This window comes from Streptomyces spirodelae (assembly GCF_017676385.1).
GTDB lineage: Bacteria > Actinomycetota > Actinomycetes > Streptomycetales > Streptomycetaceae > Streptomyces > Streptomyces spirodelae.
In genome coordinates this window covers 284,130-295,823 of record NZ_JAFFZN010000003.1, presented here as the reverse complement: position 1 = coordinate 295,823, position 11,694 = coordinate 284,130, and the positions used below count along the sequence as shown (strand labels likewise).

The window sequence follows — 11,694 nt, the reverse complement described above, 5'->3', positions numbered from 1 at the left end:
GGTTGGTCCCTACGGTGAGTAGTCGCCGCAGAGGCTAGCACACGAGCACCAGCGGATCCCGGTGTCGACTGCGGAAGTCCGCTTCGACATAGGGCAGTTCATCTGCGACGCGCTTGCGTTCGGTGCCGGCATTCCTCGCCGCCCGGGCGTCACCGCCGAGGAAGAGGTGCGGGTCACCGTCAATGCTCACGCCACCTTCGCCGAGGGCAGCTTCCCCACCCGTTCCTAGGGCACCTTCCGCATCTCCCGCATCATCGATGGCCGCAACTACTGGGGTGACTTCAAGGTCGACTGCCTCACCACCGGGGCCCCACCGCCACCGTGACCGGCAGACTCGTCCACACAAGCCCCGGCCACCCGTGGCGGACCCAGTTGGACCCGCATACCCGCATGGGTGTCAGCTTCTACGTTCCCCACCACGGGAAAGCCCGCGCCGGGCTGTCCGGTGCGACGGCCAAACGAGCGCCCCTGCTGAGCAGCGGCCCCGTTTGATTTCGTCACCCCTTGAACCGGTGATGAAAAAACAGAGGGTGCGCCGGGGGGCGCTTCACGGACGGGGATGACGCCGGGGAAGCCCTCCGCCCGTGTCAGCAGCTCGGCAGCACTCGGAGCGCTTCGCCTCGTCAACGAATGTCCGCCAGGCAGCCGTTGAGAATACCAGGGGCGTGCGGGCCGTGTCCTTGCTGTCACGCACCGGAACGGTGCCGGGGAACCCCTCCGCCACCTCCACGCAGTTGCCGCCATCCGGATTGCTGTAGCTGCTTGCGCGCCAGCGTGCGTCGCTCAGATCCACCATGGTTGTAGCCTTTCGCTGCGTTGGCGACCATTCGCGCGGACATCAGCCTGGGGAGAGAGTCCGCCCGCAACTGTGTGCACCCGATCCAGCTGCTCCGCCATCACCTTGTCGCCACCTACCCGGCGGGCGAGTACGGCCTCGTCAGCGGCTGCGGCGACGACCGCGAGGACCGCCCGGATCACGAGAGGGCCCAGATCACGAGATGGCCCGGAGCCGGTTGCCGGGCGAGCGGCGGAGCCGGCCGAGGGCCTGGGCCGTCCCTTCGTCCGCGGGGAGGAAGACGACGAGTTGTTGGGCGTCGGCAGGAAGGTCGAGCGTCTCGCGGGTCAGGTGGAGTTCGCCTTCGGAGGGATGGTTGAGCCGGAGGACTCCACGTGGCGGAACGACGTGACGGTTCAGCCGTCGGGTGAATTCGGGTCCGGCGACGGGCGCGAGTTCCGCGGTGAACCACTCGGAGTTCTCGACGGACGGTGCGAGCCAGAGATCGAATGCCTGCTCGTCCGCGACATCGTCCCAGTCGGCGAAGAACGTCCGGGCGCGGGGATCGGTGAAGACATAGCGGGTGAGGTTCGGAGCGTCGGCATCGAGCAGTCCGGTTCCGCTCGTCACCGACGCGAAGCCGCTGGTGTGGGCGAGGACGTCGCCCAGCGTGTTGGTCACCATGGCGATGCCCGGCTCGAGGAGGCGGAGCGTCTCCAGTACGGACGACCGCACCGTTCGACGGGGAGGCGCCGGCCGGGCATGAGCGGAACACTCGCCGCCGGTGATCTTCGCGAGGTAGCGCAGGTGCTTGCGCTCGCAGGGGTCGAGGCTCAGCGCGTCTGCGAGGGCGTTCACCACTGCCACCGAGGGGTTGCGGTCGCGGCCCTGCTCGATACGGGTCAGATACTCGACGCTGATACCGGCCCGCGCGGCGAGATCCGACCGCCGCAGTCCCGGTGACCGGCGCCGGCCGTGATCCGGTAGCCCCAGCGACTCGGGCTGGATGCTGTCGCGCTTGGCCCGGATGAAATCCCCCAAAGGCGTACCCATGCCCCTGAGCATATGGCGCTGCCTTACGCCCGTGGAGTACTGAGGGTGGCCCTGCGGGGGCCAGCCTGAGCACGGTCTGGTTGCGGCCAGGGGGCGACGTGACCGTGGTGGGCATGGACAACAACAAGCACGAACTCGTGGTCATCGTCGGCAGCGTTCGAGAAGGCCGGTTCGGCCCGGTCGTGGCCTCGTGGGTCGCCGAACAGGCACGTACGCACGGTGGTTTCGACGTGGAGGTCGTCGATCTGGCCGAGATCGACATCCCGCTGGCACTGCCTGAGGCATCACCGATGGCCGCAGGCGAGGCGTACCCTCGTCCGGCCGGGATGGCGGCACTGACATCGGCCCTGGAGGGTGCCGACGCGTTCGTCGTCGTCACACCCGAGTACAACCACAGCTACCCCGCGTCGTTGAAGGCGGCCATCGACTGGCACTTCACCCAGTGGACGGCCAAGCCCGTCGCCTTCGTCAGCTACGGCGGCGCGGCAGGCGGCCGGCACGCGGTGCTGCACCTGGAAAACGTGCTGACCGAGTTGCACGCGGTGACCATCCGCGACGGTCTCGCCTTCCCCAACTACTTCACCGCGTGGCAGGACGGTCAGCCGCTCGACCCGGAAGTCTCCGGGTACGCCAAGACCCTGCTGGACCAGCTGGCCTGGTGGGCGGGGGCGCTGCGGTCGGCACGCGAAGCCGCCCCCTACCCGGCGTGAGAACGGCGACGGTGGAATGCCCGGCATGAGGACGGCGAGTGGAATCCCGGCTGACGGCTCTCCCCGTCCTCGTGCGGGCGTCCCCCCCATGGTCATGACCGCGGCCGGGGTTTGGGGGTGACCGCCCGCGCCAGGTCGTCCAGCGCGTCGGTGAGGAGTTCGGCGGTGCGGAGGGCGACGGGCGGGGGGTGGTCGGCCTGTTCCCACCAGCGGGCGAGGGCCTCGTGGACCGAGGGCCACTCCAGCGGTTCGCTCCGCCGTACGGCCGGTACGGCGGTGGCGAGGTCGGAGGCGAGGGCGGCGGAGAAGTCGGCGGCCCAGGGATCGGGCCGGAAGCTGGGGTGCGCCCCCGGAAGATGGGGCTCAAGCAGCATGCACGCGCGGCCCATGGTGACCAGCGCTGACTGCGCTTCGCCCGCGGAGCGGCGGGAGAGCCGCGAGACCCGGCCGTGCTGGCGGACGGGTTCGGCCTCGGCGCGGCTGAGGGTCTGCTCCCAGTCCTGCCGGGCCGCGCGGGTGTCCAGCAGGGCCTCGCGCACCTGGCGCGGGGCGTGTTCCGCGGGGTGCGCGAAGGCGTCGAGCACGGCCATGGCGTACCGCCCGGTGGCCGCCAGCCAGTCGGCGAGCCGGTCGCGCAGCAGCGGGGTGTGCCAGGCGGGGAAGAGCGCGTAGCTGAGCATGGCCAGCACTCCGCCGAGCGCGGTCAGCCCGGCGCGTTCGTAGGCGGTCTGGTACCAGTCGGCGCCCAGGATGCCGAGCAGGAAGACCACGTAGGCGCCGGTGCAGACGGAGGCGATGACGTAGCCGGTGGACAGCAGCAGGTAGAGGAAGCCGACGCTGACGACGGCCAGCGCGGCGCTGAGGTAGGGGCCGGGCCCTGCCAGCGCCATCACGGTGCCCGCGATGGCGACGCCGACCAGCGTGCCGACGGCGCGGCCGATGCCCCGTTCGTAGGTGCGGGAGAAGTCGGGCCGCAGCACCATGACGGCGGTCAGCGGCACCCAGTAGCCGTGCGCGGGCGGCAGCGCGTTGCCGAGCAGGTAGCCGAGGGCCACGACGGCGCTGACGCGCAGCGCGTGCCGCAGGATCGGTGACTTCCAGTGCAGCTCGCGGCGGAAGGCGCGGAGCGCGACGGGCACCAGCCCGGCGAGAGTGGGCATGTGGAGATGGCGTTCGCGGGCCAGCGCGTGCCCGGCTGCGGGGGTGTGTTTGCCGCCGGCCGCCTTGCGTCCGGCCTGCTGCGTCTCGCGGGCCGTGGCCAGTTCGGCCGCGACCTCCTCCGGGTCGGGGCCGTAGGGCCCGTCCAGGCTGGCGTCCACCACCGGGGGCCGGTCCGGGAAGTCGCGGCGGCGGCCCTCGCGGTCGGCCACATGCCAGGTGACCCTGGCCAGCACGCCGCCTCTGGTGACCTCGACGGGTTCCTGTGCGGCTTCCACGGCGTCGTCGGTGAGGGCGATGAGGCGCAGTGCCGCGCGCCGGGCGGGACCGCTCAGGACGGGGCCGCTCTCGGGGACGCGGAGTACGTCCAGGGCCTGGTCGGGCAGCCGGACGCGGTCGCCGCGGCGGATGGCGCGCGCGGTGGCGTCCAGTACGGTCGCGGCGGCGGCCAGCAGTTCGCGTACCCGGTCGCGTTCGGGCCCCACCATCGGGGCTCCGCCCACCACCGGGTCGGCGAGGGAGGCCAGCACCGGGCGGAAGCGCTCGGCCATGGCGCGGTAGCCGTGCAACTGGCGGGGCCTGCGGCGGGCCTGACGCGGGGTGACGGCGGCGGCGCTGCGCGCCTCGATCAGCGGTTCGGGGTCGAAGGACGCCATCGGGTCGTGCCGCAGTCGCCGCGCGTAGTCCGCGACCGCGGCCAGCGCGTCCGCGAGCGTGTCGCGGCGCTCGCCCCACGGCCGTACGGGGAAGAGCACGATCAGCCCGGCCTGTACGACGCCGCCTGTGGCGATCAGCGCGGCGCTGCTGAGCGCGCCCAGGACACTGGTCGGCAAATGGACGGTGATGAGCATGACGGCGATGTTGAACGCCGCCACCACACCCGAGGTGGGTCCCACGCCCCAGGCCATCCCGGCCATGAAGGCCCACAGGGCCAGCAGCAGTATGAACGCCCACGGCAGGCCGACCAGCAGATAGCCGACGAAGGTGGAGATCGCCAGCCCGCTCGAGGCGGCCAGCGCCAGCACCGGCCTCGGCCGCCAGCTGCGCTGAAAGGTGGCGATACCGGAGGCGAAGGCGCCGAACGCGCTGGAGACCGCCAGTTGCGGCGTTCCGATCAGCAGCGCCAGCCCCACCACGAGGCCGACGCCGCAGGCGCCGCGCAGCGCGGTCAGCGGTGTGAGTGAGGTCCGCTCCACGGCCAGCCCTGAACGGGCGGTTTCCTTCAGCGCCCGGAGCCAGGGCAGTGGTGCGGCGATCATGCGGCGAGCCTATCGAAGGCGGACGTTTCGATTCCGGCCCAGCCGCACGGGCTGTTCCGGGAAGAAGCTGCACCTTGCCGGTCGTTGTGGACTGCGGATGCTTCGCGGCCTGGCGCGCCCACGCGGCGGAGCCGCATGTCGGATACAGCCCCGCGCCCCTTCGGGGCGCCCGCTAATGGTTGCTCGGGAAGCCCAGGTTGATCCCTCCCGCGTCGGCCGGGTCGGGCCAGCGGGTGGTGATGACCTTGCCTCGGGTGTAGAAGGCCACGCCGTCGTTGCCGTAGATGTGCAGGTCGCCGAAGAGGCTCTGCTTCCAGCCGCCGAAGGAGTGGTAGCCGACCGGGACGGGGATGGGCACGTTGACGCCGACCATGCCGGCCTCCACCTCCAGTTGGAAGCGCCGGGCGGCCCCGCCGTCCCGGGTGAAGATGGCGGTGCCGTTGCCCCACTTGCTGGAGTTGATCAGCGCGATGCCCTCGTCGTACGTCTCGGCGCGCACCACGCACAGCACGGGGCCGAAGATCTCGTCGTCGTAGGCGGCCATCCCCGGCGCGACCTTGTCGAGCAGCGAGACGCCGAGGAAGAAGCCGTCCTCGTGGCCTTCGACGGTCAGTCCCGTGCCGTCGACAACGACCTCGGCTCCCTGCGCGGCAGCGCCGGTCACATACGAGGCCACCTTGTCGCGGTGCTCCCTCGTGATCAGCGGGCCCATCTCGCTGGCCGGGTCGTCGCCAGGACCGATCCGCAGCTTGCCGGCCCGCTCGGCGATCCTGCTGACCAGTTCGTCGCCGATCCCGCCGACGGCGACGACGACGGAGACGGCCATGCAGCGCTCACCGGCAGAGCCGTACGCCGCGTTGATGGCGTTGTCGGCCGCGTGGTCGAGGTCGGCGTCGGGCAGCACCATCATGTGGTTCTTGGCGCCGCCGAGCGCCTGCACCCGCTTGCCGTTGGCGGTGGCCTCGGCCTGGATGTGCTTGGCGATCGGGGTGGAGCCGACGAAGGAGACGGCGGCCACGTCCGGGTGGGCGAGCAGCCGGTCGACGGCCACCTTGTCGCCGTTGACGACGTTGAGCACGCCCTCGGGCAGCCCCGCCTCGGCGGCGAGTTCGGCGAGCCGGTAGCCGGCCGAGGGGTCCTTCTCGCTCGGCTTGAGGACAAAGGTGTTCCCGCAGGCGACGGCCAGCGGGAACATCCACATCGGCACCATCGCGGGGAAGTTGAACGGGGTGATGCCCGCGACCACGCCGACCGGCTGCCGGATGGCGGAGACGTCCACCCGGGTGGAGACCTGGGTGGACAGCTCGCCCTTGAGCTTCTCCGGGATGCCGCAGGCCAGCTCCAGGATCTCCATGCCGCGCGCGACCTCACCGAGCGCGTCGGAGTGCACCTTGCCGTGCTCGGCGGTGATCAGCCGGGCGATCTCGTCGCGCCGCGCGTCCAGCAGCTCGCGGTACTTGAACAGGAACGCGGTGCGTGTCGCCAGCGAGGACTGCGACCACTGGGCGTATGCCGTCTTCGCAGCGGCGACCGCCGCGTCCACCTCCTCGACCGAGGCGAGGGCGACCCGGGTGGGCTGCGCCCCGGTGGCCGGGTTGTAGACGGGGCCGAAGCTGCCGGAGGTCGACTCCACCGGCTTGTTGCCGATCCAGTGGCCGAGGGTCTTCATGGAGAGGGGACCTTTCTTGGTACGGGAAACATCGAGAGGGCTCACGACTGACGCCCGGGAGGGCTCGCAGCGGCGTCCGGGAGGCTCACAAGTGGCGCCGCTGCCGGGCGCGTTGCCGCTCGTACTCCTCGCGGGCCCGGCGCGCTGCCGGGCGCTGTGAGGTCTCGGCGACGGCCACGTCCCACCACGCCTCGGGCCCCGGCGCCGGAACGTCCGGGTCCGGATCGGTCTCCACGTAGACGCAGCTGGGCCGCTCGGAGGCGCGCGCCGCTGCCAGCGCCTCGCGCAACTGGTCGCAAGTGGCAGCCCGGTACACCTCCATGCCGAGCGAGGCCGCGTTGGCGGCCAGGTCGAGGGGGAGCGCCTCGCCGGTGTAGCCGCCCTCGGCGTCGCGGAACCGGTAGGCGGTGCCGAAGCGTTCGCCGCCGGTGAGTTCGGACAGCCCGCCGATGGAGGCGTAGCCATGGTTCTGCACGAGGACGACGTTGATGTTGATGCCCTCCTGCACGGCGGTGACGATCTCGGTCGGCAGCATCACATACGTACCGTCGCCCACCAGCGCCCACACCGGCCGGTCGGGCGCCGCCAGGCGTACGCCGATGGCGGCCGGGATCTCGTATCCCATGCAGGAGTAGCCGTACTCCACGTGGTACTGGCGCGGGGAACGGGCGCGCCACAGCTTGTGCAGGTCGCCGGGCATGGACCCGGCGGCGTTGATGACCACGTCCTCGTCCCCGACCACGGAGTCGAGCGCGCCGAGCACCTGGGTCTGCGAGGGGCGGGCCTTCCCGTCCGGCGGGTGCGGGGCGAACGCCTCGGCCACGACGCGCTCCCACGCCTGCTTGCCGCGCCCGTACTCGGCCTCGTAGTCCGGCGAGACCCGGTGGCCGCGAAGTGCGGCGGCCAGCGCCTGCAGTCCGGTACGTGCGTCGGCAACCAGGGGCAGGGCACCGAGTTTGTGCCCGTCGAAGGCGGCGATGTTGAGGTTGAGGAAGCGGGTGGCGGGGGCGAAGAGGGTGCCGGAGGCCGTGGTGAAGTCGGTGTAGCGGGTGCCGACGCCGATCACCAGGTCGGCGGCGCAGGCCAGGTCGTCGGCCACCGTGGTGCCGGTGTGGCCGATGCCGCCCACGTCGCAGGGGTGGTCGTACCTCAGGGAGCCCTTGCCGGCCTGGGTGGACGCCACGGGAATGCCGGTCATGTCGGCGAAGGCGCGCAGCGCTTCCTCGGCCTCGCTGTGGTGCACTCCGCCGCCCGCGATCAGCAGCGGGCGCCGCGCGGCCCGTACCGCAGCGGCGGCCTCGGCCAGCGCCTCCGGCTCGGGCACCGGCCGCGCCACCCGCCACACCCGCTCGGCGAAGAACTCCTCGGGCCAGTCGTACGCCTCGGTCTGCACGTCCTGCGGCAGCGCCAGGGTGACGGCACCGGTCTCGGCGGGGTCGGTGAGCACCCGCATGGCCTGGAGGGCCGCGGGGATCAGCGCTTCGGGGCGCAGCACCCGGTCGAAGTAGCGGGAGACGGGGCGCAGCGCGTCGTTGACGGAGATGTCGCCCGCGTACGGCACTTCCAGCTGCTGGAGCACCGGGTCGGGGACGCGGTTGGCGAAGATGTCGCCGGGCAGCAGGAGCACGGGCAGCCGGTTGACGGTGGCCAGCGCGGCGCCGGTGGTCAGATTGGTGGCGCCGGGGCCGATGGAGGTGGTGACGGCCTGCGCCGAGAGGCGGTTGTGCTGGCGGGCGAAGCCGACGGCGGCGTGCACCATCGCCTGCTCGTTGCGGCCCTGGTGGAAGGGGAGCGGCGCGTCGGGCCCCTGCCCGCTCTCGACGAGCGCCTGGCCGAGCCCGGCCACGTTGCCGTGCCCGAAGATGCCCCAGCAGGCGTCGATGAGCCGGTGCCGTCGGCCGTCGCGTTGGGTGTGCTGGGCGGCGAGGAAGCGCACGAGGGCCTGCGCGACGGTCAGCCTGACGGTGGTCACCTGGCGCCCTCCTCGGTCTCGTCGGTCTCCTCGTGCTGCGAACCGGCCCCACCCCGTGACACTGCGGATTCCATTCCCCCGTACAGCGGAAGCCTTTGATCCATAGGCGTATCGGCCCACGTGCCACGAATCCACGCGTGATCTGGATGGTCGCAGATAAGCCAGGCGCGATCCACCCCAGGACCTGCCATCACGTTCAGGTAGTACATGTCGTGACCCGGCGCGGCCATGGACGGGCCGTGCCAGCCGTCCGGGATCAGTACGGCGTCGCCGCTGCGCACTTCGGCCAGCACGTCCGTGCCCTTGCCGTGGCCGCTGGGCGACACCCGCTGGTAGCCGAGCCCTTCGGTGGTGCCGCCCTGCGGAGTGCGGTGGGGGGCGATCTCGTAGTAGTAGATCTCCTCCAGCTCGCTCTCCACCCCCTCGCGGTGCTCGTCGTGCTTGTGCGGCGGGTACGACGACCAGTTGCCGCCGGGGGTCAGCACCTCGACGGCGATCAGCCGGTCGGCGCCGAACGCATGCGCGGCACCGAAGTTGTTGACCTGGCGCGAGCACTGCCCGCTGCCGCGCAGCTCCACCGGCACGTCCTCGGCAGCGCCGTAGCGCACCGGCAGCCGCCGCTCGCAGCGCGCGCCGGTGAGCGCGAACCGGCCGCCCGCCGCGCTGCCGATCGTCACCTCGGCGTCACGCGGTACGTACGCGAAGTCGCTGACGGCGGTGAAGACGCTCGCCCTGCCGTGCAGCCGGAGGGTCTGCCCCTCGGCCTCCACGGTGCAGCCGCCGCTGAGCGGCAGCACGATCCACTCGCTCTCGCCCGTCGGGAACGTATGGGTCTGTCCGGGGCCGAGCTCCAGCACCCGCAGCGAGGAGTAGCCCCAGCCCGCGCTCTCGGGGCTGACCTCGAGGGCGTACGGGCCCGACGCGGCGCTGCCCGCGTGCAGATGGAAGTCGGTGGTGCGGTTCATCTCGCCCCTTTCAGAGCAGTCCGATCAGAGCAGTCCGACGGCGGTGTCCACGGCCGCGCCCACATCCCCGTCGGCCGGGTAGAGCAGGGAGCGCCCGACGACCAGCCCGCGTACGGCCGGCAGGCTGAGCGCCTTGCGCCACTTCTCATAGGTGCCCTCCTGGTCACCGTGCACCTCACCGCCGAGCAGTACGACAGGGAGCGTCGAGGTCTCGCACACCCACGCCATGTCGTCCGGGTCCTCGGTGACCGGCAGTTTGAGCCAGGTGTAGGCGGAGGTGCCGCCCAGTCCGGCGGCTATGGCGACGGAACGGGCGACGGCCGGCCCGCTCAGGTCGTTGACCACCCTGGCGTCCACCCTCCTGCTGAGGAACGGCTCCACGAAGACGGGCAGTCGGCGCGCCGCCATCTCGTCGACGGCGCGGGCGGCGGAGTGCAGGGTGCGCAGCGAGCCGGGGTCGTCGTAGTCGATGCGCAAGAGCAGCTTGCCCGCGTCGAAGCGCATCCGTTCGATGTCCTCGGCGCGGTGCCCGGTGAAGCGGTCGTCCAGCTCGAACGAGGCACCGGCCAGCCCGCCCCGGTTCATGGAGCCGACCGCCACCTTGCCCTCCAGGGCGCCGAGCAGCAGCAGGTCCTCCAGGATGTCGGCGGTGGCCAGCACCCCGTCGACTCCGGGCCTGGACAGCGCCAGCACGAGGCGCTCCAGCAGCTCGGCGCGGTTGGCCATGGCGAACTCGTCGCTGCCGACACCCAGCGCGCCGCGTGCCGGATGGTCGGCCGCGACGATCATCAGCCGCTCGCCGGCCTCCACCAGCGGCCGGCGCGTACGCCGGGCCGCCGCCTCGGCGACGGCCTCCGGGTGGCGGGTCCGCACGGACGTCAGCTCGGAGATGCCGACACTGCTGGGGGTCAACGGTGGCTCGCTTTCGGAACGTGGTGGGGGCGGCGGCTCGCCGGACGCCGGACGCCGGACGGGGCCGGGGAAGGGCTCAGTCACGCAGCAGGTCCTCCACCTCGGCGGCCGTCGGCATGGCGGAGGAGCAGGCCAGCCGGGAGGCGACCAGCGCGCCGGCCGCGTTGGCGAACCGCATGGCGTGCTCCAGCTCCCAGCCGGCCAGCAGCCCGTGGCACAGCGCGCCGCCGAACGCGTCCCCCGCTCCGAGGCCGTTGACGACCTCCACCGGGTGCGGCGGCACCTGCGCCGTGGTGCCGTCGGCGTGCGCGGCGAGTACGCCCTTGGGCCCCTGTTTGACGACGGCCAGTTCGACGCCCGCCGCCAGCAGCGCCTCGGCGCAGGCGTGCGGGTCGCGGGTGCCGGTGGCGACCTCGCACTCGGCGAGGTTGCCGACGGCCACGGTGGCGTGGGCGAGCGCCTCCCGGTAGAAGGGGCGCGCGGCCTCGGCGGCCTCGGCCTCCGTGCGCTGCCCTGCCGTCCCCGCGCCCCAGAACATCGGCCGCCAGTCCAGGTCGAAGACGGTGGCGACGGCCTCCTCGCGGCCCGGCGCGCGGGCGGTGAGTGCGGCGAGGGTGGCGCCCCTGCTGGGTTCCTCGCACAGGCCGGTGCCGGTCATCCAGAAGATCCGTGCGGCGGCGATGCCCGCCAGATCCAGCTCGTCGGCGCTCAGCTCCAGGTCGGGCGCCTTGGGCTGCCGGTAGAAGTAGAGCGGGAAGTCGTCGGGCGGGAAGATCTCGCAGAACGTCACCGGCGTGGGGTACCGCGCCACGCCCGTCACCCATCGGTCGTCGACGCCGAAGTCGCGGAGCGCCTCGTGGCAGTAGACGCCGAACGGGTCGTCACCGGTGCGCGTGATGACGGCTGCCGAGCGGCCGAGCCGGGAGGCGGCGACGGCCACGTTGGTGGCGGAGCCGCCGAGGAACTTGCCGAAGCTGTCCACGTGCTGGAGCGGGACGCCGGTCTGGAGAGGGTAGATGTCGACCCCGATGCGGCCCATGGTGACCACCTCGTGCGGCGTGCCCCCGTCGTGCGGCTCGGCCATGACTCCCGTCCCTCTCTTCCCTCCCGGGTTTCCCTTCCGGGATGTGCAGGTGCCCGGATCATCGTCCGCTGTTCCGGCGACCACTGTCAATAATTTGTCCTTACATATTGACGTCGCCCCGGACTACCGGATTGGCT

11 protein-coding genes are annotated in these 11,694 nt (G+C 72.0%); 2 read left to right on the top strand and 9 right to left on the bottom strand.

Features of this window, described 5'->3' with window-relative positions; translation table 11 throughout:
* Positions 1 to 61: 61 nt before the first annotated feature.
* On the top strand, positions 62 to 229 hold the full coding sequence (locus JW592_RS05495) for a hypothetical protein (protein WP_209263717.1): 168 nt from the start codon (positions 62 to 64) through the stop codon (positions 227 to 229).
* A gap of 318 nt (positions 230 to 547) precedes the next feature.
* Here JW592_RS05495 and JW592_RS05490 read toward each other — a convergent pair whose 3' ends face one another.
* From JW592_RS05490 to JW592_RS05485, 3 genes are read right to left on the bottom strand one after another with little or no spacing between them, the layout of a single operon-like run.
* Positions 548 to 796, bottom strand: coding sequence for a DUF397 domain-containing protein (locus JW592_RS05490; protein WP_209263716.1), 249 nt, complete (start codon positions 794 to 796; stop codon positions 548 to 550).
* Positions 784 to 978, bottom strand: coding sequence for a Scr1 family TA system antitoxin-like transcriptional regulator (locus JW592_RS33530; protein WP_372446453.1), 195 nt, complete (start codon positions 976 to 978; stop codon positions 784 to 786). The genes JW592_RS05490 and JW592_RS33530 overlap by 13 nt, the downstream gene beginning before the upstream one ends.
* 13 nt (positions 979 to 991) lie before the next feature.
* A complete protein-coding gene (locus tag JW592_RS05485) occupies positions 992 to 1,828 on the bottom strand; it encodes a helix-turn-helix domain-containing protein (RefSeq protein WP_209263715.1) in 837 nt (278 codons plus the stop codon).
* 113 nt (positions 1,829 to 1,941) lie between these two features.
* On the opposite strand from JW592_RS05485, the gene JW592_RS05480 reads away from it, so the two are divergent.
* Positions 1,942 to 2,538 carry an NADPH-dependent FMN reductase gene (locus JW592_RS05480; protein ID WP_209263714.1) on the top strand — a complete coding sequence of 199 codons (597 nt, stop codon included), beginning with the start codon at positions 1,942 to 1,944 and terminating at the stop codon, positions 2,536 to 2,538.
* A 92-nt stretch (positions 2,539 to 2,630) separates the two neighbouring features.
* Here JW592_RS05480 and JW592_RS05475 read toward each other — a convergent pair whose 3' ends face one another.
* The 6 genes from JW592_RS05475 to iolC all read right to left on the bottom strand — a co-directional run bounded on the left by JW592_RS05475 (position 2,631) and on the right by iolC (position 11,557).
* Positions 2,631 to 4,955 carry an FUSC family protein gene (locus tag JW592_RS05475; RefSeq protein ID WP_209263713.1) on the bottom strand — a complete coding sequence of 775 codons (2,325 nt, stop codon included), beginning with the start codon at positions 4,953 to 4,955 and terminating at the stop codon, positions 2,631 to 2,633.
* 172 nt (positions 4,956 to 5,127) lie between these two features.
* The gene (locus JW592_RS05470; RefSeq protein WP_209263712.1) at positions 5,128 to 6,624 is read right to left on the bottom strand and encodes a CoA-acylating methylmalonate-semialdehyde dehydrogenase; all 1,497 of its coding nucleotides are present in this window, start codon (positions 6,622 to 6,624) and stop codon (positions 5,128 to 5,130) included.
* A gap of 85 nt (positions 6,625 to 6,709) precedes the next feature.
* Positions 6,710 to 8,596 carry a 3D-(3,5/4)-trihydroxycyclohexane-1,2-dione acylhydrolase (decyclizing) gene (gene iolD, locus JW592_RS05465; RefSeq protein WP_209263711.1) on the bottom strand — a complete coding sequence of 629 codons (1,887 nt, stop codon included), beginning with the start codon at positions 8,594 to 8,596 and terminating at the stop codon, positions 6,710 to 6,712.
* On the bottom strand, positions 8,593 to 9,561 hold the full coding sequence (gene iolB / locus JW592_RS05460) for a 5-deoxy-glucuronate isomerase (protein ID WP_209263710.1): 969 nt from the start codon (positions 9,559 to 9,561) through the stop codon (positions 8,593 to 8,595). The genes iolD and iolB overlap by 4 nt, the downstream gene beginning before the upstream one ends.
* A 24-nt stretch (positions 9,562 to 9,585) precedes the next feature.
* Complete coding sequence (locus JW592_RS05455; RefSeq protein WP_209263709.1) at positions 9,586 to 10,473, bottom strand: Cgl0159 family (beta/alpha)8-fold protein; 888 nt, start codon at positions 10,471 to 10,473, stop codon at positions 9,586 to 9,588.
* A gap of 76 nt (positions 10,474 to 10,549) precedes the next feature.
* Positions 10,550 to 11,557, bottom strand: a complete 1,008-nt coding sequence (iolC, locus tag JW592_RS05450) for a 5-dehydro-2-deoxygluconokinase (protein ID WP_209263708.1) — start codon at positions 11,555 to 11,557, stop codon at positions 10,550 to 10,552.
* Between the last annotated feature and the right edge of the window lie 137 nt (positions 11,558 to 11,694).

What these genes read in the sequence shown, in the direction of transcription:
- JW592_RS05490 (WP_209263716.1), bottom strand. Translation starts at nt 796, where the DNA reads ATGGTGGATCTGAGCGACGCACGCTGGCGCGCAAGCAGCTACAGCAAT.
- JW592_RS05485 (WP_209263715.1), bottom strand. Translation starts at nt 1,828, where the DNA reads ATGGGTACGCCTTTGGGGGATTTCATCCGGGCCAAGCGCGACAGCATC.
- JW592_RS05480 (WP_209263714.1), top strand. Translation starts at nt 1,942, where the DNA reads ATGGACAACAACAAGCACGAACTCGTGGTCATCGTCGGCAGCGTTCGA.
- JW592_RS05475 (WP_209263713.1), bottom strand. Translation starts at nt 4,955, where the DNA reads ATGATCGCCGCACCACTGCCCTGGCTCCGGGCGCTGAAGGAAACCGCC.
- JW592_RS05470 (WP_209263712.1), bottom strand. Translation starts at nt 6,624, where the DNA reads ATGAAGACCCTCGGCCACTGGATCGGCAACAAGCCGGTGGAGTCGACC.
- iolB (WP_209263710.1), bottom strand. Translation starts at nt 9,561, where the DNA reads ATGAACCGCACCACCGACTTCCATCTGCACGCGGGCAGCGCCGCGTCG.
- iolC (WP_209263708.1), bottom strand. Translation starts at nt 11,557, where the DNA reads ATGGCCGAGCCGCACGACGGGGGCACGCCGCACGAGGTGGTCACCATG.